This window comes from Streptomyces sp. NPDC025784 (genome assembly GCF_055558435.1).
Window position 1 is genome coordinate 114,153 of sequence record NZ_JBVHMN010000015.1, and the last position, 22,002, is coordinate 136,154.

General features: G+C 73.2%; 22 protein-coding genes and 3 pseudogenes. 11 read left to right on the forward strand and 14 right to left on the reverse strand.

Going from position 1 to position 22,002, the window contains the following annotated elements:
* Positions 1–164: 164 nt before the first annotated feature.
* Entirely contained in the window at positions 165–1,364 is a 1,200-nt protein-coding gene (locus tag ACZ4IF_RS30010) for an RNA polymerase sigma factor (protein WP_467568332.1), read from the reverse strand.
* A gap of 25 nt (positions 1,365–1,389) precedes the next feature.
* The gene (locus ACZ4IF_RS30015; RefSeq protein WP_467568334.1) at positions 1,390–1,746 is read right to left on the reverse strand and encodes a YciI family protein; all 357 of its coding nucleotides are present in this window, start codon (positions 1,744–1,746) and stop codon (positions 1,390–1,392) included.
* 91 nt (positions 1,747–1,837) lie between these two features.
* Here ACZ4IF_RS30015 and ACZ4IF_RS30020 point away from each other — a divergent pair, with 91 nt between their 5' ends.
* A complete protein-coding gene (locus ACZ4IF_RS30020) occupies positions 1,838–2,911 on the forward strand; it encodes an acyl-CoA dehydrogenase family protein (protein ID WP_467568336.1) in 1,074 nt (357 codons plus the stop codon).
* Here ACZ4IF_RS30020 and ACZ4IF_RS30025 read toward each other — a convergent pair.
* The 5 genes and pseudogenes from ACZ4IF_RS30025 to ACZ4IF_RS30045 all read right to left on the reverse strand — a co-directional run bounded on the left by ACZ4IF_RS30025 (position 2,901) and on the right by ACZ4IF_RS30045 (position 6,101).
* Positions 2,901–4,043, reverse strand: coding sequence for an LLM class flavin-dependent oxidoreductase (locus ACZ4IF_RS30025; protein WP_467568338.1), 1,143 nt, complete (start codon positions 4,041–4,043; stop codon positions 2,901–2,903). The genes ACZ4IF_RS30020 and ACZ4IF_RS30025 overlap by 11 nt on opposite strands.
* Before the next feature lie 116 nt (positions 4,044–4,159).
* A pseudogene (locus ACZ4IF_RS30030) lies at positions 4,160–4,684 on the reverse strand (acyl-CoA dehydrogenase family protein); the annotation flags it as partial.
* 3 nt (positions 4,685–4,687) lie between these two features.
* Positions 4,688–5,242: an NADPH-dependent FMN reductase gene (ssuE, locus tag ACZ4IF_RS30035; RefSeq protein ID WP_467568571.1), complete on the reverse strand. Its 555-nt coding sequence runs from the start codon at positions 5,240–5,242 to the stop codon at positions 4,688–4,690.
* A gap of 261 nt (positions 5,243–5,503) precedes the next feature.
* Positions 5,504–5,845, reverse strand: a pseudogene (locus ACZ4IF_RS30040) (LLM class flavin-dependent oxidoreductase); the annotation flags it as partial.
* 172 nt (positions 5,846–6,017) lie between these two features.
* The gene (locus ACZ4IF_RS30045; protein WP_467568573.1) at positions 6,018–6,101 is read right to left on the reverse strand and encodes a putative leader peptide; all 84 of its coding nucleotides are present in this window, start codon (positions 6,099–6,101) and stop codon (positions 6,018–6,020) included.
* A 137-nt stretch (positions 6,102–6,238) separates the two neighbouring features.
* Here ACZ4IF_RS30045 and ACZ4IF_RS30050 point away from each other — a divergent pair.
* From ACZ4IF_RS30050 to ACZ4IF_RS30065, 4 genes and pseudogenes are all read left to right on the forward strand, one after another.
* Positions 6,239–6,484 (forward strand): annotated as a pseudogene (locus tag ACZ4IF_RS30050) (LysR family transcriptional regulator); the annotation flags it as partial.
* A 261-nt stretch (positions 6,485–6,745) separates the two neighbouring features.
* On the forward strand, positions 6,746–6,874 hold the full coding sequence (locus ACZ4IF_RS30055; protein ID WP_467568341.1) for a hypothetical protein: 129 nt from the start codon (positions 6,746–6,748) through the stop codon (positions 6,872–6,874).
* A gap of 237 nt (positions 6,875–7,111) precedes the next feature.
* Positions 7,112–7,849, forward strand: a complete 738-nt coding sequence (locus tag ACZ4IF_RS30060) for a hypothetical protein (protein WP_467568343.1) — start codon at positions 7,112–7,114, stop codon at positions 7,847–7,849.
* Positions 7,812–8,093, forward strand: coding sequence for a hypothetical protein (locus ACZ4IF_RS30065; RefSeq protein ID WP_467568345.1), 282 nt, complete (start codon positions 7,812–7,814; stop codon positions 8,091–8,093). The genes ACZ4IF_RS30060 and ACZ4IF_RS30065 overlap by 38 nt, the downstream gene beginning before the upstream one ends.
* Positions 8,094–8,594: 501 nt before the next feature.
* On the opposite strand, the gene ACZ4IF_RS30070 is transcribed toward ACZ4IF_RS30065, so the two are convergent.
* Positions 8,595–8,762 (reverse strand): hypothetical protein, encoded by a 168-nt coding sequence (locus ACZ4IF_RS30070; protein WP_179332286.1) that lies wholly within the window; start codon positions 8,760–8,762, stop codon positions 8,595–8,597.
* Positions 8,763–8,959: 197 nt separating this feature from the next.
* Between ACZ4IF_RS30070 and ACZ4IF_RS30075 the strand changes: the two genes are divergently transcribed.
* The 3 genes from ACZ4IF_RS30075 to ACZ4IF_RS30085 all read left to right on the forward strand — a co-directional run bounded on the left by ACZ4IF_RS30075 (position 8,960) and on the right by ACZ4IF_RS30085 (position 12,867).
* Positions 8,960–10,489, forward strand: a complete 1,530-nt coding sequence (locus ACZ4IF_RS30075; protein ID WP_467568348.1) for an SDR family oxidoreductase — start codon at positions 8,960–8,962, stop codon at positions 10,487–10,489.
* A 78-nt stretch (positions 10,490–10,567) separates the two neighbouring features.
* Positions 10,568–11,941, forward strand: a complete 1,374-nt coding sequence (locus ACZ4IF_RS30080) for a cryptochrome/photolyase family protein (RefSeq protein WP_467568350.1) — start codon at positions 10,568–10,570, stop codon at positions 11,939–11,941.
* A gap of 167 nt (positions 11,942–12,108) precedes the next feature.
* Positions 12,109–12,867 (forward strand): DUF4142 domain-containing protein, encoded by a 759-nt coding sequence (locus ACZ4IF_RS30085; RefSeq protein ID WP_467568352.1) that lies wholly within the window; start codon positions 12,109–12,111, stop codon positions 12,865–12,867.
* A gap of 31 nt (positions 12,868–12,898) precedes the next feature.
* Here the strand turns inward: ACZ4IF_RS30085 and ACZ4IF_RS30090 are convergent, their stop codons facing one another.
* Positions 12,899–13,942: a MerR family transcriptional regulator gene (locus ACZ4IF_RS30090; RefSeq protein WP_467568354.1), complete on the reverse strand. Its 1,044-nt coding sequence runs from the start codon at positions 13,940–13,942 to the stop codon at positions 12,899–12,901.
* 175 nt (positions 13,943–14,117) lie between these two features.
* Here ACZ4IF_RS30090 and ACZ4IF_RS30095 point away from each other — a divergent pair, with 175 nt between their 5' ends.
* From ACZ4IF_RS30095 to ACZ4IF_RS30105, 3 genes are all read left to right on the forward strand, one after another.
* Entirely contained in the window at positions 14,118–14,810 is a 693-nt protein-coding gene (locus ACZ4IF_RS30095; protein ID WP_467568356.1) for a sigma-70 family RNA polymerase sigma factor, read from the forward strand.
* Positions 14,811–14,972: 162 nt separating this feature from the next.
* The gene (locus ACZ4IF_RS30100; protein WP_467568575.1) at positions 14,973–15,557 is read left to right on the forward strand and encodes a sigma-70 family RNA polymerase sigma factor; all 585 of its coding nucleotides are present in this window, start codon (positions 14,973–14,975) and stop codon (positions 15,555–15,557) included.
* A complete protein-coding gene (locus ACZ4IF_RS30105) occupies positions 15,554–16,306 on the forward strand; it encodes an anti-sigma factor (protein ID WP_467568358.1) in 753 nt (250 codons plus the stop codon). Before ACZ4IF_RS30100 ends, ACZ4IF_RS30105 begins: the two co-directional genes overlap by 4 nt.
* Before the next feature lie 116 nt (positions 16,307–16,422).
* On the opposite strand, the gene ACZ4IF_RS30110 is transcribed toward ACZ4IF_RS30105, so the two are convergent.
* Genes ACZ4IF_RS30110 through ACZ4IF_RS30130 form a run of 5 tightly spaced genes read right to left on the reverse strand, consistent with a single transcriptional unit; the run spans position 16,423 to position 21,854 of the window.
* Positions 16,423–17,256 carry a DUF1295 domain-containing protein gene (locus ACZ4IF_RS30110; RefSeq protein ID WP_467568360.1) on the reverse strand — a complete coding sequence of 278 codons (834 nt, stop codon included), beginning with the start codon at positions 17,254–17,256 and terminating at the stop codon, positions 16,423–16,425.
* Positions 17,253–18,563, reverse strand: coding sequence for a class I SAM-dependent methyltransferase (locus ACZ4IF_RS30115; protein WP_467568362.1), 1,311 nt, complete (start codon positions 18,561–18,563; stop codon positions 17,253–17,255). The genes ACZ4IF_RS30110 and ACZ4IF_RS30115 overlap by 4 nt, the downstream gene beginning before the upstream one ends.
* Positions 18,560–19,828 carry a class I SAM-dependent methyltransferase gene (locus tag ACZ4IF_RS30120; protein WP_467568364.1) on the reverse strand — a complete coding sequence of 423 codons (1,269 nt, stop codon included), beginning with the start codon at positions 19,826–19,828 and terminating at the stop codon, positions 18,560–18,562. The genes ACZ4IF_RS30115 and ACZ4IF_RS30120 overlap by 4 nt, the downstream gene beginning before the upstream one ends.
* Positions 19,825–20,553: a DUF1365 domain-containing protein gene (locus ACZ4IF_RS30125; protein WP_467568366.1), complete on the reverse strand. Its 729-nt coding sequence runs from the start codon at positions 20,551–20,553 to the stop codon at positions 19,825–19,827. Before ACZ4IF_RS30125 ends, ACZ4IF_RS30120 begins: the two co-directional genes overlap by 4 nt.
* Entirely contained in the window at positions 20,550–21,854 is a 1,305-nt protein-coding gene (locus ACZ4IF_RS30130) for an NAD(P)/FAD-dependent oxidoreductase (RefSeq protein WP_467568577.1), read from the reverse strand. The genes ACZ4IF_RS30125 and ACZ4IF_RS30130 overlap by 4 nt, the downstream gene beginning before the upstream one ends.
* Between the last annotated feature and the right edge of the window lie 148 nt (positions 21,855–22,002).

A 22,002-nucleotide genomic window follows, 5' to 3' on the forward strand; every position in this document is an offset into this window, starting at 1 on the left:
GCGCGGGCCGGCGGACCGGCCGCGCGAACGTGCTCGACGGTTGGATGTATAACCCAACCGTATCTGGATGTAATGGCCAACCTTTCCGGCTCGCGGAGAAATTCCGGGGGCGACGGACTACTTTCCGTCACCGGCCGTGATCGCCAGGTGGAGGGCGGGCCCGGCTACGCGTCCGGCAGGGCCCGTCGGCGGCGTTCGAGGTGTGCTCGCTCGGCGTCGTTCGCGGTGAGCGCGACGGCCGCCTCGTAGGCCTGCGCGGCTTCCGCCGTGCGGCCCAGCCGGCGCAGCAGCTCGGCCCGTACGGCGTGGTGGGCGTGGTAGCCGTCCAGGTCGAGCGCGTCGACGATCGCGAGGGCCGCCGCCGGGCCGTCGGTCTCCGCCACCGCGACGGCCCGGTTGAGGGCGACCACCGGGCCGGGCGCGACGACCGTCAGCTGGTCGTAGAGGCGGAGGATCTGGCCCCAGTCCGTGGCATCGGCGGTCGGGGCGTCGCTGTGCACGGCGTTGACCGCCGCCTGGATCTGGTACGGGCCCGGCCGGTTCAGGCGCAGACAGCGCCGTACCAGGGCCTGACCCTCGGCGATCAGGCCCCGGTCCCACAGGGAGCGGTCCTGGTCGGCGAGGAGGACCAGGTCGCCGTCCGCTGTCGCGCGGGCGGGCCGGCGTGCCTCGATGAGCAGGACCAGTGCGAGCAGACCGAGCGCCTCGGGCTCGTCCGGCATGAGCTCGACGAGCAGCCGCGCCAGGCGGACGGCCTCCGCGCAGAGGTCCTCCCGGCCGCCGTAGCCCTCGTTGTAGATCAGGTAGACGACGGCGAGCACTCCCTTGACGCGCTCCGGGAGGTCGGCGTCGCGCGGGACCCGGTACGGGATGCCCGCGTCGCGGATCTTCGCCTTCGCCCGGACCAGCCGCTGCGCCATGGTCGGCTCGGGGACCAGGAAGGCGCGCGCGATCTGCGGGGTGGTCAGACCACCCAGGAGTCTCAGGGTGAGCGCCACCTGGGCCGGGGTGGCGAGCGCGGGATGACAGCAGGTGAAGATCAGACGGAGCCGGTCGTCACGCACGGGTCCCTCCTCGGCGGGTGCCTCGGGTGCGTAGAGCCGGGCCGCCTCGGCGTGCCGCGCGTCCCGGGTGGACTCCCGGCGCAGCCGGTCGACGGCGCGGTTGCGGGCGGTGGTGATGATCCACCCGGCGGGGCTCGCCGGTGTGCCGGTCTCCGGCCACGTGCGCACGGCCGTGGCGAACGCGTCCTGCACCGCTTCCTCGGCGAGGTCGATGTCGCCGAGGAAGCGGATGAGGACGGCGACCGCGCGGCCGTACTCGGCGCGGAACACGGCTTCGATCTCCGCCGCGGTGGCGCTCACGCGCGCCGCCCCGCCGTGGAGACGGTCATACGTCCTCGGCCTCGTGCGTGAACGGCCGCACCTCGATGGGCAGCGTCGTCGCCAGCGTCGCCTTACGGCCCCAGGCGAGCGCCTCGTCCAGGTCGGGTGCCTTGATCAGGCAGATCCCTCCCAGATACTCCTTGCTCTCGGTGTAGGGGCCGTCGGTGACCAGGACGTCACCGTCCCGGGCGCGCAGCACGGTGGCCGTCTCCGGCCCGTGCAGGCCGCCGGCGAACACCCAGGCACCGGCCTCACGCAGCTCCGTGTGGAAGACGTCCAGGTTGTGCATGATCTCTTCCAGGGCCTCGGGCGCGGGCGGCTCGCCCACCGGCTGCATGACGCTCAAGAGGTAGTACTTCATGGTGTGGCCTCCTCGGTGGTCTCTCCTTGACTACACGAACGGGAGAGCGCCGGATCGACACGCGCCAGGAAAGAAGCGGGAGAAATCTTCGATGACCACCCCACCCCATCCGCTCGTCACCTCCGCCCGGCGGCTGGCGGCCGAGGTGCTGGCGCCCCGGGCGCAGCTCGTCGACCAGGAGGGCGTGCCGGCGGACAGCATCGAGGCCGTCAAGCGGTCGGGGCTGCTCGGGCTGAGCGCGCCGGTGGCGTACGGAGGGGCGGCGGCACCGGCTGCGGTGGTACGGGAGGTCGCGGAGATCCTGGCGGGGGCGTGCTGCTCGACCTGGTTCGTCCAGACGCAGCACCACACGCCGGTCACGACACTCGCTCAGTGCGAACGCCCCCTGCGGGAGCGCCTGTTGAGGCCGCTGGCGAGCGGTGAGCTGCTGTCGGGGGTCGCCTACGCGCAGTTGCGTGCCCATCCGCGCGTCCCCGTGCGCGTGTCACGGGAGCGCGACGGCTGGCGCTTCGACGGCACGGTGCCCTGGTACACGGGATGGGGACTCAACGACGTGATGCTGCTGGCCGGTGTGACGGACGCCGACGAGGCGCTGTTCGCGTTCACCGAAGCCCGCGAGCAGCCCGGTCTGCGCCCCTCGCCGCCGATGCGGCTCGCCGCGCTCACCGCGTCCCGGACGGTGTCGCTGGAACTGGACGGCCTCCTGCTGCCGGACGACGCCGTCGCCCTCCGGGTCCCCTACGCGACGTGGGCGGAGGGTGACCGTCCGAAGAACACCAACGCCTCCCCCGCCGTCTTCGGCATCACCGAAGCGGCGCTCGGCCTGCTCGACTCCCCGGACGGCGATCCGGCCGCGCGAGCCACCGCCCAGGAATTGCGCGCCCGCCTCGACGAGGTCAGGCGGGTGGCGTACGGGCTGGCCGACCATCCGGTGCCGGGCGAGCGGATCGAGGAGCGGCTGGCCGCCAAGACGCGGGCGTACGACGTGATGCGCGCGGCCACGACCGCCGCGGTGGTGGCCGGCGGCGGCCGGGCCATGGGTCTGGACAGTCCGGCGCAGCGGCTGGCGCGGGAGGGGATGTTCCTGCTGGTGCAGGGGCAGACGGCCGAGGTGCGCCGGGCGCACCTCGGCTCACTGGGATCGCCGGCGCCGCTCAGCCCGTGAAGGGGACCTGTGCCGCGGGCGCGGGCGTCGGCGCGAACGGGTGCCGCCAGAGGCCCTGTTCGGCCAGCCTCGGCAGGACGCCCTCGCCGAACCAGTACGCCTCCTCCAGATGCGGATAGCCGGAGAGCACGAACTCGTCGATGCCGAGCGCGTGGTACTCCCCGATCCGCTCGGCCACCTCGTCGTGGCTGCCGACCAGGGCGGTGCCCGCGCCGCCGCGGACCAGGCCGATCCCGGCCCACAGGTTGGGGTGGATCTCCAGTCCGTCGCCGCTGCCGCCGTGCAGTGCGAGCATGCGGCGCTGCCCCTCCGACTCGCTGCGGGCGAGTCCGGCCTGCACCGCACGCACCGTCCGCGGGTCGAATCCGTCGAGGAGCCGGCGCGCCTCGGCCCAGGCCTGCTCCGAGGTGTCGCGGGTGATGACGTGCAGCCGGACGCCGAACCGGAGGCGACGCCCCTGGTCCGCCGCGAGTCCGCGGATCCACGCGATCTTCTCGGCGACCTGGGCGGGCGGTTCGCCCCAGGTGAGGTAGACGTCGGCGTGCCGGGCGGCCACCTCACCGGCGACGGGTGAGGAGCCGCCGAAATAGACCTCGGGGGCCGGGTCGGGCACCCGGGCCAGCCGCGCGTCCTCGACGTGGAGGTGTTCGCCGGACAGATCGACGGTCTTGCCGTCCCACAAGTCCCGGACGATCCGCAGGAATTCGCCGGTACGGCGGTACCGGGCGTCCTTGTCGAGGAAGTCGCCGTAGGCGCGCTGCTCGTGGCTCTCGCCTCCGGTGACCACGTTCAGGAGGAGACGGCCGCCGCTCTGCCGCTGGAACGTGGACGCCATCTGCGCGGCGAGTGTCGGCGACACGAACCCCGGCCGGAAGGCGACCAGGAACTTGAGTCGCTCGGTGTCCCGGCTGACCATCGCGGTGGTCAGCCACGCGTCCTCGCACCAGGCGCCGGTGGGGGTGAGCGCGCCGACGAAGCCGAGATCCTCGGCAGCACGGGCGATCTGGCTCAGATAGCCGATCGTCGGCGGCCGGTCCCGGCCGGACGCGGTGGCGGGTGTGCCGTGGCCGCCGCCGACGACGTCGCGGCTGTCGCCGTTGGTGGGCAGGAACCAGTGGAAGGTGAGGGACACGGCGGCGGTTCTCCGATCGTGGGGCCCGGCGCGCGTCAGAGCAGGCCGTGGCGGGGCGGCTTGGCGCCGTCGAGTACGTGTCGGCCGAGGTGCTGGAGCTTCCAGCGGGCCGGGTCGTGCAGGTTGTCGTCCTCGGCGCGGGCCAGGACGGGTATCCAGTCGGCGAACAGCGCGCCGGTGCAGTAGTGCTTGACACCGCTCAGCAGGGAGGAGCCGTCGGGACGGGACGTGAGGCGGGTACGGATGTCCTGCACGTGCCGGGTGCCTGCCTCCGACCGGGCGTTGCCGAAGCGGCGCCCGGCCAGGACCTCCCCGAAGAAGAACTCCCGCTGTCGGTCGGTGCCCTGAGCGCGGATCACATTCACGTACACGAAGTGGTGCTGCGGGATCTGGGCGAGGCCGGCGTCCGCCGACGCCAGCCGTCGGAAGATCTCCGCGAGGGTCTCCTGGTGTACGTCCGCGCCGCCGTGCCCGGCCGGCACCGTGACGGCGAGCAGTCCGGAGCCGGACAGGCGATCCAACTCCGCGCGTGGCAGCCTGCGTTCGGCGTCCCTCGCCGTGGCTCCGGTGCGGAACTCTTCGGCGAACGCCGTGGCGACGGCGAGGGCCTCGGCGTCGTCGGCGATCACTTTCGCGGTCATGGTTCAGCTCGCCGCGGCCAGGACGGGCCTGCCCGTCAGGGCGGCCGAGAACTGGTCCACCACCTGGGCGAGGGCCTCGGCCGTGGCCGGTGCCACGGTGATGCTGCCGTCCTCGCCCCTGGTGATGTCCTTGTCGAGGGTGAACCACCCCTGGACGATGTGCGCCGCCCCCATGGAGTTCAGTACGGGGCGCAGTGCGTAGTCGAGGGCGAGGACGTGCGCGGTGCTGCCCCCGGTGACCAGCGGCAGCACGGTCTTGCCGGTGAGGGCGTACTGCGGGAGCAGATCGAGCAGTGCCTTGAGGACGCCCGAGTAGGCGGCCTTGTAGACGGGGGTGCCGATGACGACGCCGTCGGCGCGCGCGAAGAGCTCGGTCGCCTCGACGACGGCGGGGTGGCCGAAGTCGGCGCCGAGCAGGGCCTCGGCGGGGATCGTGCGGACGTCGAGCGGGATCACCTGGTGGCCCTGTGCGGCGAGCCGGGCGTCCAGGTGGCGCAGCAGTCCGGCCGTGCGGGAGGAGGCGGAGGGGCTGCCGGAGACGGACAGGACGAGGGACATGGGTCCTCTTTCGTGAGCGGAGTTCGTGATGAGCGGGTGCGGGGCGGGGTGCCGAGCCGGTGACGCGCGCCGGTTCCGTGTCAGACGTGCACGGGGACGGACCGGGCGCGCCGTCCGGCAGTCGGGCCTCCAGCTCGCGCACCAGGGGCAGTACGCGCCGGCCGAAGCCCTCGACGGCCTCGGTGTCGGCCTGGGCGACGATCTCCCGGAGGATCTCGCGCGCCTCGGCCTCGGTGTCGCGGGCGATGAATTCGACAGGTGGTCGGCCGTGGCGCCGAGCTTGGCGAGCACGCCCGGGTGCCGCAGGCCCGGATGGACGGCGGCGATCACCTTGAGGCGTTGGGTGGCGAGCAGCAGGGCGAGGCTGAAGCTGGTCGACTCGTGCTGGAACTCGGCCCCGTAACTGGCCCTGTAGCGGACCTGGCTGAGCGCGTGGTCGAAGCCGTTGTTCTCGGCGGGGACGGCGAGTTCGCGGTGGTAGTCGTTCCCCCAGTCGGTGCGCTGCTCGATGCGGCTGGTGACCGGTCCGCCGCTGACGTTCGGGACCCAATAGGCGAATCGGACGGGTTCGGCGACGCCCGTGACGGATTCTGTGGCGGGCACGGAGAACTCCCGGTGTGCTGAACGAAGGCATGACGCATTACGGGCGCGGCGATTCCGTGGGAAATGCGCGGAGTGAATGAGAAACGGCGGTCCCGGGGATCACAGGGGTGCGCCGGGAGGAATTCACCGGGTCGGACCGGGCCTGTGCGAAGGGGACCCTACCGTGGGGCCGTCAGGCTTCGTGGCGACAGAAGGAGCTGGAGACACGCGCGAGATCGACATGGCGTCGCCGCGTGAGGTCCAGTCGCATCTTCATGCCGTCGATCGTCGCAGCCCCCGGTCCGGGCCGTCAAGGAATCATCGGCCGGTCTCGCATCCCGGACCGCCGAATTTCACGAAGGCATGACAGGGAAACCCTTGAACCGCGCCGCGCGGGAGACGCATTCCGCCGCGGTGGGAATTGAGCAGCTGCAATACATCGCGGCGGTCACCCGGCTCGGCTCGGTTCGCCGCGCCGCCGAGGAACTCCATCTCTCCCAGCCCGCGTTGAGTGAGACCGTGCGGAATCTGGAGCGCGAGTCGGGCGTGGACCTGCTGGAACGCAAGCGTTCCGGGGCGCGGATGAGCGCCGAGGGCCGGGAACTGCTGCCGCACATCATCAACGTGCTGGACGCGGTGGACCGGCTGCGCGCCGCGGCGTCATCACCTGCCGGCCGCTCACCGACTCCACCACCCGGGTGCGGCTGATGCTCCAGCGCCGCAGGACCGGCTCCGTGCCGCGCGCCGCGGGCGACCTGCACGACACGTTCGTCCGCAGGTCCCAGGAGCTCGGGGGCGGCGTGACGCCGTCGCTGTGATCGGTCGACCACCGGGGCCACGGCCTCTGTGACCATCCGAAGAGTCACTCGTTCGAAGGATCGCCGTGCCATCACGGCAGCTTCTTCGGAGGGCATTTGCTCCATGCCCATCCCCCCACGCCCGCGGACCGTCCTGCACACCCGGGCCGGACTGGAACGGGCCGAGAGCGCCCTGGTCGAGGAGTATGGAGGTCTCGTACGCCTGGCGTACCTCACGCTGTCCCCTCACTGAGCAGGCACCGGCGTGTTCTGCTCGCCCATTCCCTGGTAAAGCGGTCCCTGCCGGGTTCCCGCGGAAGGTCCGCTCCCCGGGTTCCGGCACCACGGGGGACGAAGACACGGAGGACACGGCCGGCCGTCGCCGAGAAGGACCGGCTGCGCTCGCGCGTGGTGTGCTCCCCCCTGGCACACGCCCGGCCGCCCCGCGGCTGGCCCCCGCCGGCTGCCTCCGCCGCGCACCCTGCTGCCCGTGCTGCCCGCGGTGTGGGGGCTGCGGCTGTTTCCCCGCGCGGGCGGCGCCGACGAGATCGCCCTGGGGCAGGCGGTCGCCGGTACCACGGCCGCGGCGCGCACCGCGTTCGTGCTGCGCCAGGTGGACCGGCTGCCCGACGCGTCGATCGAGGCCCTGCCGCGCACCGCCGGTGTCGCCGACCCCGCGAGCGCCCTGCGGTCGGCGACCCGGCTCCAGGAGACCGTGGGGACGGCGGCGCGCACCCTGCTCGCATCGCGGGAGTTCGACGCCTGCTCGGTGCAGACGCGCCCCACCGACCTGCTGCGCCGCAGACGCCGCGTGCACCTGTTGTGGGCCGCGCTGACGGCCGTCGTCATCACGGCCGTACTCCTCGCGTTCTCCTGGACAGAATCCGGTCCGTCAGGGCCTCGCGACGACGTGCCCGCGGGACTTCCCCGCCCCGCGGACCTGGTCCGCACGACCGGGGACGCCTGGACCCGCACGGCGCGGATCGACTTCACCGCCTGGCCCGCGCGCAGCGACCGCACCCACGACGACGACCTCCTGACCCGGGCGCTGTCCGCATGGGCCCACCCTTCGCACGGCCGGTACGACACGACGGCCGGCACCCACGGACCCGCCCCCGCGGGCACCGCGACTGCTCTACGCGGGGGACGTCGACGGCACCACGGTGGTCTTGCTGCACGACGGCGAACGCGTGGTGCGCTACAGCGAGCCGCTCGGCGCACCCGGTGAGGGCACACTCGTCCTGGCGCGCGCCGACGACGCGGACGTGACGACCGCCGCGGCCGTGCTCGTCGCGCGCGACGCGAAGGGCGTCCGGCATCTGCTCGCCCCGTGGGTCGCCGAAGCGGGGACGCGCGATCTGCTCGACCCCGACTCGCCCGCACACCCGCTCGACGTGGCCCGGGACGGGATCACCGCGCCGGTGCCCGCCCCGACGGGCGGCACGGCCTGCGACCACCGTCCCGTCCTGTAGCTGCGTTCGTCCGCCCGTATCGCGGAGAAACACGCCTTCCTGCTGACCGACCTGGGTGAGCTGTCGCCCGTGCACCTCACGTACACCCCGCTGCCCGGGCACGGCAGCCCAGGGAGGCGACGGGCGCGACCGCCCTGCTCGCCTGGGCACACCTGGCCTGTGGGCTCGAGGACCTGCGCGGGAGCGGCGTACGGGCGGTCAACACCTGGGACTTCGCCGAGCAGTACCTGCCGGAGGGCGGGGGGCACGCGGTGTGGTCGTGCAGGCGGGCCACCGCCTGGCGCGGGCCACTGGTATCTCCTCGCGGCCGGCAGCCGCGCGGTCACCCGGATCGACGTCAGCGGGGATGTGACCGCCCGGGCGAACGGTCGGACGCTCGCGGTCCGCGCCGCGCGGGACGCCCGGACCCGGGTGACGGCACGCCTCGACACCGGCGCGTCGCTGGAACCGGTCGGCGACGGAGCGGGCCGCTGAGCCCGCCCCGTGCCCGCACGGGCGAGGTCAGTCCTCGTCCCCGGCGGGGACGACCACGAGGAACGCGTCCGTCTTCAGATCCATGACCACGGTCGCGGGGACGCCCTCGGTGCGGCGCCGGGCCGCGTACTCCTCCGCGGTCCAGGATCCACGCGGGGCTCCGGCAGGAAATCGCTCCAGCACCTTCGTACCCATACCGGCAGACACCTCCACCTGTGGCCTCGGACTCGGGCCGACGAGTCCCATGACCTCCGCTTGCCCGCGTTTTCCGCGGACATGTCCCATCGATCGTGCGAAGATCCGCCGTTCGCATCCGCCGGTGCCGCTCGCGTGGAAGAGATCGGTGGAGAGTGCGGAAGGGGGGCGGCGAGCCGGAGTGACGGAGGGACCCCATGAGCGACGACGACGCCCGCACCGGGCTGAACTGCCTGGTGACGGGCGCCACCGGCTACATCGGCGGACGACTGGTACCCGAGCTGCTGGCCGAGGGGCACCATGTGCGCTGCCTGGCCCGCTCTCCCGACAAGCTGCGTGACCACCCCTGGGCGGGCGACGTGGACGTCATGCGCGGCGACGTCACGAACGTCGGGTCCGTCGCCGAGGCGATGCGCGGCATCGACGTCGCGTACTACCTCGTGCACGCCATCGGTTCGAGCCGCGACTTCGAGGACACCGACCGCAAGGCGGCCCTGATCTTCGCCGAGCAGGCGCGTGCGGCCGGAGTGCGCCGCCTGGTCTACCTCGGTGGCCTCACGCCGGCGGGGGTGCCGGAGGAGGAGCTCTCCCCGCATCTCAGGTCCCGGGCCGAGGTCGGCCGCATCCTGCTGGAGTCGGGGGTGCCGACCACGGTGCTGCGCGCCGCGGTGATCATCGGCTCCGGCTCGGCCTCCTTCGAGATGCTGCGCTACCTCACGGAACGGCTGCCCATCATGGTCACGCCGAGCTGGGTGCACACCCGCATCCAGCCGATGGGCGTACGGGACGTGCTGCGCACCCTCGTCGGCAGCGCCCGGATGCCCTCCGACGTCAACCGTGCCTTCGACATCGGCGGTCCGGACGTCCTGACGTACCGGGACATGATGCGGCGGTACGCGGCCGTCGCCGGGCTCCCCCGCAGGATCATCCTTGCGGTGCCGGTGCTCACCCCCGGACTCTCCAGTCACTGGGTGGGGCTGGTCACGCCCGTGCCCGCGTCCATCGCGCGTCCGCTCACCGAGTCGCTGCGGCACGAGGTCGTGTGCCACGAGCACGACATCACCCGCTACGTGCCCGATCCGCCGGGCCGGCCGATCGGCTTCGACGAGGCGGTGGCACTGGCCCTGCAACGCGTGCAGGACGCCCAGGTCACCACCCGGTGGTCGTCGGCCTCCTATCCCGGTGCCCCCAGCGACCCGCTGCCCACCGACCCAGACTGGGCCGGCGGCAGCCTCTTCACCGACGAACGCGAACTCATCGTGGACGCGCCGCCCGAAGCGCTGTGGAAGGTCATCGAGGGGATCGGCGGCGACAACGGCTGGTACTCCTTCCCGCTCGCCTGGGCAGTGCGCGGCTGGATGGACCGGCTGGTCGGCGGCGTGGGCCTGCGGCGCGGGCGGCGGGACGCCACGCGACTGCGGGTCGGCGACTCGCTGGACTTCTGGCGCGTCGAGGAGATCGTGCCGGGCCGTCTGCTGCGGCTGCGCGCCGAGATGAGGCTGCCCGGCCTGGCCTGGCTGGAGATGTACGCGGAGGTGACCGACGACGGACGCACCCGGTACCGGCAGCGTGCCCTGTTCCACCCGCACGGCCTGCTCGGCCAGTTGTACTGGTGGAGCGTGTCGCCGTTCCACGCCGTCGTCTTCGCCGGCATGGCCCGCAACATCGCCAGGACGGCGGCCAAGGAGACTCCCTCGCGCAGGGGACACAGTGCGATGTCACGTTGACGGCCGCATCCGAGGACGTCGCCCGAACCGAAGCAGGTGAACGCCGAACCCCTCGCAGCCCCCACTCGGAGCAACGCCATGACCCTCTCCATCGTCCTGTTCACCTCGGACCTGCGGCTGCACGACCACCCGCCGCTGCGGGCGGCCCTCGACGGCTCGACCGCCGTGGTGCCGCTGTTCGTGCGCGACGAGGGCATCGCCGCGTCCGGGTTCACCGCCCCCAACCGGGCGGCGTTCCTGGCCGACTGTCTGGCCGACCTCGACACGGGGCTGCGCGAGCGCGGCGGCCGTCTGGTGGTGCGGTCGGGCGACGTGGTCGAGCAGGTGTGCTCGGTGGTCGCCGAGGCGGACGCCGACGAGGTGCACATGGCCGCGGGAGTCAGCGCGTACGCCCAGCGGAGGGAGGAGCGGCTGCGCGCCGCCCTGGAGGCGGAGGGGTGTCGTCTGCACGTCCACGACACGGTGATCACCGCGATCGCTCCCGGCGATGTCACTCCGGCCGCCTCCGACCACTTCGCCGTCTTCACGCCGTACTACCGTCACTGGTCGCAGCAGCATCTGCGGGAGGCTCTGGCCGCGCCCCGGGTGGTCCGGGTGCCGGACGGCGTCGGTTCCGAGGAGGTGCCCGCCCGCGAGAAGGTCGCCGGGGTGTCGGAAGGGCTGGCCGCGGGCGGCGAGGGCGAGGGCCGGCGGCGGCTGACGGCGTGGCTGCGCGGCGGCATCGGTTCGTACGACGACCGCCATGACGACCTGGCCGGCGACGCCACCTCGCGGCTCTCCCCGTACCTGCACTTCGGCACGCTCTCGCCGGTGGAACTCGTCCACCGGGCACGCGCGGCGGGCGGGCCCGGCGCCGCGGCCTTCGTGCGCCAGCTCGCCTGGCGGGACTTCCACCACCAGGTGCTGGCCGCCCGTCCGGCGGCGTCGGACGCGGACTACCGCACACAGCACGACCGTTGGCGGTCGGGGGCGCGCGCCGAGCAGGACATCGAGGCGTGGAAGCAGGGCCGCACCGGCTACCCGGTGGTCGACGCGGCGATGCGCCAACTGCGGCACGAGGGCTGGATGCACAATCGCGGGCGCCTGCTGACCGCGAGCTTCCTCACCAAGACGCTGTACGTGGACTGGCGGGTCGGCGCGCGGTACTTCCTGGAGCTGCTGGTCGACGGCGACGTCGCGAACAACCAGCTCAACTGGCAGTGGATGGCCGGGACGGGCACGGACACCCGCCCCAACCGGGTCCTCAACCCGGTGGTGCAGGGCAAGCGCTACGACCCGGACGGCACCTACGTACGCCGCTGGCTGCCCGAGCTGGAGGGCCTCACGGACGCCTCCGTGCACGAACCGTGGAGGCTGCGGGGCCTGGAGCGGGCCGCCTACGACTACCCGGACCCGGTGGTGGAACTCTCCGAGGGACTCGCCCGGTTCAAGAACGCCCGGGGCCGCCTCTGACCGGATCGGGGGACGGTCTTTACCGGGGGCAGAGGATTCCTTTCCGCAGCCGTCCGTACTGGTGGGCGACCGAACCACTCGTACCCGACCCGTCCGCACCGGACCGGTCCACGACGCGGCCGGCCGCGGTGTCCGGCTCCGGGCCGCCGCACCGGCCAGGAGGCTTCATGCGCATCGCACGGAACGTGGGAACCCTCTTCGTGACCGGCGCGCTGACCATGACCCTGGCCGCGCTGGCCTATCCCGCGGTGCTCGGCCTGCAGACGACGGCAGGCGACCAGAGCCGCGTCATCGCGAACACGGCGGCGGGGCCGCTGACCGAGGCCGACCGTGACTTCGTGGTGAAGGTGCGCGCGGCCGGTCTGTGGGAGTACCCCTCCGGGCAACTGGCCCTGCAGAAGGGCACCGTCCCGGCCGTCAGGACAGCGGGTCAGCACCTCGTCAGGGGCCACGCCGCGCTGGACGCCACCTGCCGCAAGGTCGCCGCCCAGCTCGGCATCACGCTGCCGAACAAGCCGTCCCCTCAGCAGCAGGGATTCGTCGCGACGCTGAGCGGCGACAGCGGCAAGCAGTTCGACACCGACCTGGCCAACATCCTGCGGGTGACGCACGGTCAGATCTTCCCGGTCATCGCGAAGATCCGGGCCACCACCCGGAACACGCTGGTACGGCAGCTCGCCGACCAGGCCAACGACACCGTGCTGGACCACATCACGGTGATGGAGAAGACCGGACTGGTGAACTTCGGCCAGGTGCTGGTCCAGGAGACCAGCCCTCCGAAGCTGCCCCAGCAGAACCTGACGCCCCCGGCGCCGCAGCCGGGCGAGCCGACCGTCGTGCTCACCCCGCCCGTGGGCGGCTCCCCGTCCTCCCCGGCGTCCCCGTCGGCCGCCGCCTCCCCGTCCCCCTCCCCGACGGTGGGGTGAGCGGCCGGCGGCAGGACGCCGGGGAACCGTGTCAGGGCACCGGCACCGGCCGGTTCTCGCCGGGCGCGGCGAAGGAGTCGTACAGGCTCGCGAGCGTGGCCAGCGCCTCGCTCAGTCCCTGCGGGCGAAGCGTCCCCGGCACCTGCCGGCCCGCCCAGCCCGGCCCGCCGAGCAGGACGGTGGGCCGGGACCGCGCGCCCTTGACGCCCCAGCTGGTGCTCGCGACATGCCGGGCCAGCGGATGGTCGGCCGTGGAGCGTGCCTGCGCCCACAGCACGACCGCCACCGGGCCGAGGCGCCGCACGGCCGCGGTGAGCGCCTCCGTGGGGACGGCCGCGCCGAACATCCGCGTGGGCAGGCCCAGTTCCGTGAGGCTCGCGTCGAGCGCCTCCAGCGGCAGGCTGTGCTGTTCGCCCGGGACGCAGGCCAGCAGCACGGGACCCACGCCCGGCGTCGCGGGTACCACCGTGGCGATGGCACGGTGCAGCGCGCGGGAGATGTGCCAGGACAGCAGATGCTCGACCTCCACGTAGCGGTCCCCGGAGGACTCCCACTTGCGGCCGACCGCGTGCAGGGTCGGCACCATCACCTCCTCCCACGCCACGACGAGGCCGTGCCGGGTGACGAGCCCGGTCAACTGGTCGTCCAGGGCGGGTGCGTCGAGCCGGACCGCGGCGCGCGCGAGGCCCTTGCACTCCTTGCGCGCGTCCCCCAGCGGCAGCGCGCCGGGAGCCCGCGACCGCGGCCGGGCGGCGTTCGCGCGGTCGGCCGGCGGGCGGTCGTGCTCGGACGGTGACCGGTCGACGCCTTCCAGGGCGGCCCGGGCCGCCTCGGCGGGCGGAACTCCGGCCGAGGTCAGCCGGCACATCTCCTCGAGCATCGCCACGTCCTGCGGCGTCCAGCGCCGATGGTGCCCGCCGGAGCGCGCCGCCGGTCCCACGCCGTACCTCCGGTCCCACGAGCGCAGGGTGGTGGGCGACACCCCGAGGCGGCGCGCCAGGGCGCCCGTGGTGAGTCCCGGTTCGGCGGGTTGTGCGGCCGGTCCGTGCCGGTCCGCCGGTGGCAGGTCACCCATGCGGCGACTATACGACGCAGAAACGACGCGAGTTGTGGGGATGGTCGTGGGCTTCACACGATGGGGATCCGGACGTACCGGGGGCAGCGGCCGGCACTCGCCGGCCCGTGCCGGACGGGTCCGGCCGTCCCGGCCGCGGCCGGGACCGACCCCGCACGACCGAGGAGCCCCGGCCATGACCGCAGATCCGATCCCGGAGCCGTGCGGTGCCCCGCCGATCGTGTCCGACGGGCGCCGCGACGTGGTTCCGCTTCCGCGCCCGCGGATCAACGGCATCGCCTCCGTGCCGGCACGCTCCGCGCCTGTCGTGGTGACCGACCTGGTCGCGGACGCGTCCATCGGTGCGCGCCTGGTGGCGGGTGACGAGGCCGGTCTGGCCGCCGCCTACCGTCGCTGGGGCACTCTGGTGCACACCCTCGCGTGGCGCTCGCTGGGCGACACACACGAGGCCGAGGACGTCACTCAACAGGTGTTCCTGGCGGCGTGGCGGGGCCGGCAGGGCTACCGGCCCGAGCGTGGCACCGTCGCCGGCTGGCTCGTCGGCATCACCCGCCGCAGGACCGCCGACGCGCTGGCCGCGCGCACCCGCCGCAGCGAACTGATCGCCGCTGCCGCCGGCTCGTTGCCGGCAGGCGCCGACGGCGCCTCGGCCCACCCGGAGGCCGTGCTGGACCGTGTCCTCGTGCAGGACGAGCTGGCGAAGCTGCCCCCTCCGCAGCAGCACGTGCTGCGCCTCGCGTTCTACGAGGACCTGACCCACACGCAGATCGCCCAGCGCACCGGCTGGCCGCTGGGCACCGTCAAGAGCCACTGCCGCCGCGGTCTGCACCAGCTGCGCCGCTGTCTGAGGCCGGAGACGCCCGGCTGACCGGACGCGCCCGGCCGCCCGGACGTCCCCGACGCCTGAGCCCCCTGTCACGGCCCGTCGGTGAACCCGTCGCAGCTTCGCGCCGATCCGGCCAATCCGTCCGCGTACCGGTTCCGGATCACGTACGTACCGTCGCGCTCACCCGTCCTGGAGGACCACCCCGTGAAGGAAGCCGTGGAGATCGGGAAGAACCCGGCTACGGAACCGAATCTGCCGGATCTGATGGCCGACGTCGCCCGCGGCGACACGGAGGCCTTCGCCACGCTCTACGACGTCGTGGCGGGCTCGGTCCTGGGGATCGTGCGGAGGGTGGTGCGGGACGGGGCCCAGTCGGAGGAGGTGGCCCAGGAAGTGCTCGTCGAAGTGTGGCGGACGGCCGCCCGGTACCGTCCCGAACGCGGCTCCGTGATGAACTGGGTCCTCACCCTCGCCCATCAGCGGGCCGTGGACCGGGTCCGCTCGGTCGAGGCGGCGGCCGCCCGGGAGCAGCGGGCCGCCCTGCTGGACCGCACGCCCGAGTTCGACGAGGTGACCGAACAGGTCGAGGCGCGTCTGGAGCACGAGCAGGTGCGGCGCTGTCTGCGCACGCTGACGGAGCTTCAGCGGCAGTCGGTGACGCTGGCCTACTACCGCGGGCTGACGTACCGCGAGGTGGCGGAGTTGCTGTCGCTGCCGCTCGGCACGGTCAAGACCCGGCTGCGCGACGGTCTCATCCGCCTGCGCGACTGCCTGGGGGTGGCGGCGTGAGGACGGCCGATCTGCACACTCTGACCGGCGCGTACGCGCTGCACGCCCTCGACGACGACGAGCGCGCGCGGTTCGAGGCGCATTCCGCGGACTGCGACGCCTGCACGCAGGAGGTCCTGGAGCTGCGCGCCGCCGCCGCGCGGCTGGCCCTCGCGGTCACGGTGTCCCCCGCCCCCGCGCTCAAGTCCGAGGTCATGCGGCGGATCACCGCCGTGCGACAGGAGGCTCCCCGCACGGTTCCGCTCGCGCGGCCCGGACGTCTCGCGGCCCGCGCGCACCGCATGTCGCGCTGGGTGCCGGCCGCCTGCCTGGCCGCCGCGGCCCTGTTCGGCGGTGTGGCGGTGTGGCAGCACGACCGCGCCGAGGAGGCGCTGGACCGGGCGCGGCGGTCGGAACGGCAGGGCGACGAGCTCGCCTCCGTGCTGGCCGCCCCGGATGCCCGGACACGGACGGCGAAGCTGGCTGACGGCGCGACGGGCACCGTGGTGGTGTCCAAGGGTCTCGACCGGGCCGTGTTCATCGCCTCGGGGATGGCTGCACCGCCGGACGGCAAGGTCTATCAGCTGTGGTTCGACGACGGGGGCGGCATGCGCTCGGCCGGGCTGATGGACCCGGGGCGCACCGACGAGGCGGTACTGATGCGCGGCCCCGTGGACGGGGCGTCCGGTCTGGGCGTCACCGTCGAACCGGCGGGCGGTTCGACCGAACCGACCTCCGCGCCGGTGGCGCTGCTGGACTTCCCCGCCTGACCGTCCCGTCCCCCTCCGGCCTCCGGGGGCGGGACGGTCTTCCCCGCGTCGCCCGTCGGCCCCCTTCCGGCGGGCGGCGCCCCCTGAGCGGGGCCGGCCGGCCGGAAGGGGCCCTGTCAGGTTGAACTCGGGGGCGTGGGCGCAGGCCCACGCCGCTTCGGCGGCAGGGGAAGGAATCCGCTGGTCCTCGCGGCGTACTCGGCGAATCCCGGGCGTTCGGCCATGTGCCGTTCGAGCATGGGCTTTCCGCTGCCCTTGATGAGCAGGCCGCTCATCGCCAGGGGGGACACGGCGGCCACCGCCGCCGACGCGCCGGAGTCGCAGGCGAGCAGGTACAGACCCCACCAGACGCAGAAGTCCCCGAAGTAGTTGGGATGCCGCGTCCAGCTCCAGAGCCCCTGGTCCATGATCCGGCCCCGGTTGGCCGGGTCGGCCTTGAACCGGGCCAATTGGGCGTCACCCACCGCCTCGAAGAACAGGCCGAGTGTCCACAGCGCGGTGCCGGCCCAGGCGAACGCGGTGAGCGGACCGGGCACGTACTGGGCCGCCTGCACGGGCAGCGAGACCAGCCAGACCAGGGCTCCCTGGAGCAGGTAGACCTTGTACAGCGCGTACAGGTCTCGGTTGCCCGGCGCCTTGGCGAGCATCGCCTCGTAACGGGGGTCCTCACCGTGGCCGCGGCCCCGCCGCCCGATGTGTACGGCGAGCCGCAGCCCCCACACCGAGGTCAGTGCGGTCACCAGGAACCGGCGTCCGTCGTCGCCCGTGCCTTGGGACGCGGCGAACGTCACGAGGGCGACGGCGGTGAAGCCGAGCCCCCAGGCGATGTCGACGATGCGGTGGACGCCCTTGCGGACGGCGACGGCGAAGGTGGCCAGCATGACGGCGAGCGCGGCGCCTGCCGCGAGGGCCAGATTCTGGGCGAAGGCGCCCCAGGGGAAGCCGGTCACGGCTCGACCGGTCCGGTGTACCAGGGCCGCGGGGTGGCGGGCAGTCCACTGCGTCCGTGGGCGGTGGGCCGCACGGCGAGGATCTGGTCGACGCCCATGCGGCGCTCCTCGAACGCCAGGGCTCCGCCGACCAGATACAGCCGCCACACCCGGGCCGTCTCCTCGCCCACGAGCCGCACGACGTCGTCCCAGCGGTCCTCCAGCGTGCGGTGCCAGGCCTCGACCGTGCGCACGTAGTGTTCGCGCAGCGACTCCGCGGACCGTACTTCGAGTCCGGCGTCCTCCAGCATGCCGACGGTCTGCCCGAGCGGGCGCATGTGCATGTCGGGGGCGATGAACGCCTCGATGAAGGCGCCGCCGCCGGGAGCGGTGGTCCCTCGCGACATCTGCTGGACGAGGACGCGTCCTTGGGGGCGGACCAGCCGGCGCAGGGCGGCGGCGAAGGCCGGGTACTCGGCGTCGCCGACGTGTTCGCCCATCTCCACGGTGGCGACGGCGTCGTAGGCGCCTCCGTCGATGTCACGGTAGTCCTGGCACACCACGTCCACCCGGTGCTCCAGGCCGCGTTCGCGGACCTGCTCACGGACGTACGTGGCCTGTTCGCCGGCCAGGGTGACGGCGGTGACCTGCGTCTTGTGCTGTTCGGCCGCGTACAGGGTGAGGGAGCCCCAGCCGCATCCGATGTCGAGCAGCCGGGCGCCGGGGACCAGGCCCAGCTTGCGGCAGATCAGTTCCAGTTTGGCCCGCTGGGCGTCGGCCGGGGTGAAGCCGGGTTCGTCGGAGGTCCAGTAGCCGCACGAGTAGGCCATCGTCTCGTCGAGGACGAGCCGGTAGAACGCGTTCGACAGGTCGTAGTGATGACTGATGGCGGCCCGGTCGCGGGCCCGGCTGTGCAGGCCTCCGTGCAGCCGTGCCTGGGACGCGGGTGCCGGGGGCGGCGGGCCCACGACTCCGAGGCGCAGGACGGCGGCTGCCGCACGCGCGCGGTCCCCGGCGGTGAGGCGGGGCGCGTGCACTCCGCGTTCGCGCGCGGCGCCCCACATTCTGCGCAGCCCGTCGGCGAGGTCGCCCTCGACGTCGAGCTCACCGGTCACGTACGCCTGCGCCAGGCCCAGTTCGCCGGGCTGCCACAGCAGCCGGCGCAGGGCGCGCCGCGAGCGGACGACCACCACGGGCGCGTCGGCGGGACCGGCCTCGCTGCCGTCCCAGGCGCGCAGCCGCATGGGCAGCGGGCCGCCGAGCGCGTCCTCGGCCAGCGCCGCCAGCCGCTGGGCGGTGCCCTCGTGGGCGGGGCGGACGGTAGTCATCGGTTGAGGTCCTCCTTGGTGAGCAGGTAGTGCTGGACGTCGAGGTAACCGGAGCGGAATCCGGCTTCGGAGTAGGCCAGGTAGAACGTCCACATGCGGCGGAAGGTCTCGTCGAAGCCCAGTGCGTCGACGTCGTCGGTGCGGGCGGTGAAGCGTTCGCGCCACAACCGGAGTGTCTCGGCGTAGTGCGCGCCGTAGGCGTCCCTGCGGGTGACGCGCAGCCGGGTGTGGTCACGGACCGTCTGCTCGACGGCTTCGACGGAGGGCAGCAGCCCGCCCGGGAAGATGTACTTCTGGATCCAGGTGTGGGTGTGCCGGCTGGCGAGCATCCGGTCGTGCGGCATGGTGATGGCCTGGAGGGCGGCGCGGCCTCCGGGGGCGAGCCGTTCGTCGAGGGTGCGGAAGTAGACGGGCCAGAACTCCTCGCCCACCGCCTCGATCATCTCGACGCTCACCACGGCGTCGTAGGTCCCCTCGGCCTCGCGGTAGTCGCACAGCCGGATGTCGACCCGGTCGTCGAGCCCGGCCCGTGTCACGCGTTCGAGGGCGAGGTCGCGCTGTTCGCGGGAGAGGGTGAGCGTGGTGACGTGGGCTCCGCGGGCGGCGGCGCGTATGGCGAGTTCGCCCCAGCCGGTGCCGATCTCCAGGAGCTGGGTGCCGTCGGTGACCCCGGCGAGGTCCAGCAGCCGGTCGATCTTGCGGTGTTGTGCGGCGGTCAGCGTCGGCCAGGTGGCGGGGAAGCCCCGGAAGAGGGCGGAGGAGTAGGTGAGCGTCTCGTCGAGGAAGACGGCGAACAGGTCGTTGGACAGGTCGTAGTGGTGGCTGATGTTGTCGCGGGATCCGCCCGGTGTGTTGCGCTGGGTGCCGGGCTGCTTCAGGGCCCACAGCCGGCGCAGTCGTTGCAGCGGGGCCGGGATCAGGTCGGCCGCGTGGCCGGCGAGCACGGTGAGGGCCTCGACCAGGTCGGGCGCGTCCCATTCGCCGGCCATGTAGGACTCGCCGAAGCCGACCAGGCCGTGCACGCCGATGCGGCGGTGGAAGGCGTCCGTGTCGTGGAGGTCGACGCGGGGTCCGCCCGTGCCCAGTCGCGTCCCGTCGTCGCATCGCACCTGGAGCGGGAGTCGTCCGAGCGCTCCGCGCAGGACGGCACGCGTGAGTGCGATCCGTGCCCGGGATGCCTCCGGTGGCGTCACCGGGCCCGGGTGGCCGCCACGGTCCGCGTCCTCGTGCCGCGTGGCGAGGGCACGGGGCTCGGCTGTCGTCATGTCGCTTTCTCCTGATCTCGGTGGCGGCGGGGCTGGATGGGCAGTCCCCGCAGGAAGAGCCGGATGCCGTGGAGGCGGATCGCCGCCGAGACGGCCACGGTGGACCACGGGCGCCGTAGCGCCTCGCCGAGCAGCGCGCGTGGCGTCGCCTCGCGTCGTGTGCCGCGCAGCGTCGCGGTGAAGGGGCGCCCGCCGGAGCGCTCCAGACGGATCGTCAGATCGAGGTGTGGGCCGGGCGGGGGCAGGCGCATGCGGTAGTCGCCGTCGACGGGGAAGAACGGCGACACGTAGAACTCCTTGCGCGTGTGCGCGATCCCGTCGCCGTCGGGGCGGAGCAGGTAGCAGTGCCGTTCGCCGTAGGTGTTGTGGACCTCGGCGACCACGCAGCGCGGTGTGCCGTCGGGGTCGTGACACCAGTACAGGGTCAGCGGGTTGAAGACGTGGCCGAGGACGCGGGCGTGGGTGAGCATCGCGACCGGCCCGCCGCGCAGGTCGATGCCGTGGGCGGCGAGGAAACGGTCCAGTCCGGCCCGGACGGTGGGCTGGTCGCCGTCGAAGTGGTCGCGGGCGTCGAATCGGGCCAACGGGCGCAGGAGGAAGGGAAGTTCGGGGGGATGGCCGGGGTCCGTGAGCCACATGTAGGTGCGGTGGCGCAGCGTGTAGCGGGTCGGTGCGGTGCGGACGTGGACGACCGTGCACGGGTAGAGCGCGGGGGTGCGGATCACCAGACCACCCCCAGCGCGGCGGCCGCGGTCACGCCGGAGCGGCAGCCGTCCTCGTGGAAGCCCCAGCCGTGGTAAGCGCCCGCGAACGCGGTCACCGCGGTGTTCAGGGCGGGCAGTTGCCGCTGGGCGGCGACGGACTCCGGGGTGAAGACCGGGTGTTCGTACTCCATGCGCGCGAGGACGCGGTCCGGGTCGACGCGGTCCTCGCCGCCGAGGGTGACGACGTAGGTCTCGGGGGCGTCGAGGCGCTGGAGCCGGTTCATGTCGTAGCTCACCCGGACCCGGTCCGCGGCGGCGGCGCAGGACGGCATCAGGTAGTTCCAGGAGGCGCGGGCGCGGCGGGCGCGCGGCAGCAGGGTGGTGTCGGTGTGCAGGAGGGTGGAGTTGCGGGAGTAGCGGAAGGCGCCGAGCACCTCGCGCTCCCGTTCGGTCGGGTCCGCGAGCAGGCGCAGGGCCTGGTCGGGATGGACGGCGACGACGACGGAGTCGTACGAGGCGGTGGTGCCGTCCTCCGTGGTGATCTCGACGCCGTCGGCGTGCCGGCGCACGGCACGGACCGGGGCCGAGGTGTGCACGGTGTCGAGCTGTTTGGCCAGCCGGTCGACGTAGGAGCGGGATCCGCCGGTGACCGTGCGCCAGACCGGTGAGCCGCCGACCGACAGCATGCCGTGGTGCTCCAGGAAGCGGAACAGATGTGCCGCCGGGTGGTCGAGCGCCGTGGTGGCGTCGCACGACCAGACCGCCGACACGAGCGGGGTCATGAAGTGTGCGACGAAGTAGGGCGAGAAGCGCTCGCGCGTCAGGAAGGCCCCCAGGGTGAGGGTGTCCCCCGCGTCCTCGGTCCCCTCGGCGAGCAGGCGGCGGGCCGCCCGGTGGAAGACCGGCACCTCGGCGAGCATGCGCAGGTAGGGGCCGCGCAGTGCGCTGCGCGGGCGGGCGAGGAGTCCGCCGGGCCCGCGGGCGCCCGCGTACTCCAGGCCGCACCCCTCGCACCGCACCGACATGCTCATCTCGGATTCCTGGGTGGCGACGTCGAGTTCGCGCAGCAGCCGCAACAGGTTCGGGTACGTGCGCCGGTTGTGCACGATGAATCCGGAGTCGACGCGGTGCACGCGCCCGTCGGACGAGGCGAGGTCGTGGGTGTGCGCGTGACCGCCGAGCCGGTCGTCCGCCTCGTAGAGGGCCACGCGTCGTACCCGGCTCAGCACGTGGGCGGCGGTGAGTCCGGCCACGCCCGAACCCACCACGGCCGTACGTCGCCGTATGTCGTGCCGTCCCCGCTCCGCGCTTCCCCCGCCCACGTCAGGGGCGTTCTTCGACGCTCGCCGCACTGTGTCCTCCCACCCGGCTCCGATCAGCGTTCACCCCTTGTTCCGGAGCTACGGCGCTTTCGGATTGCCCGAACGCGACCTTCCTCCGATCGGATGACGGCGAGCCGGGCGAGGGACG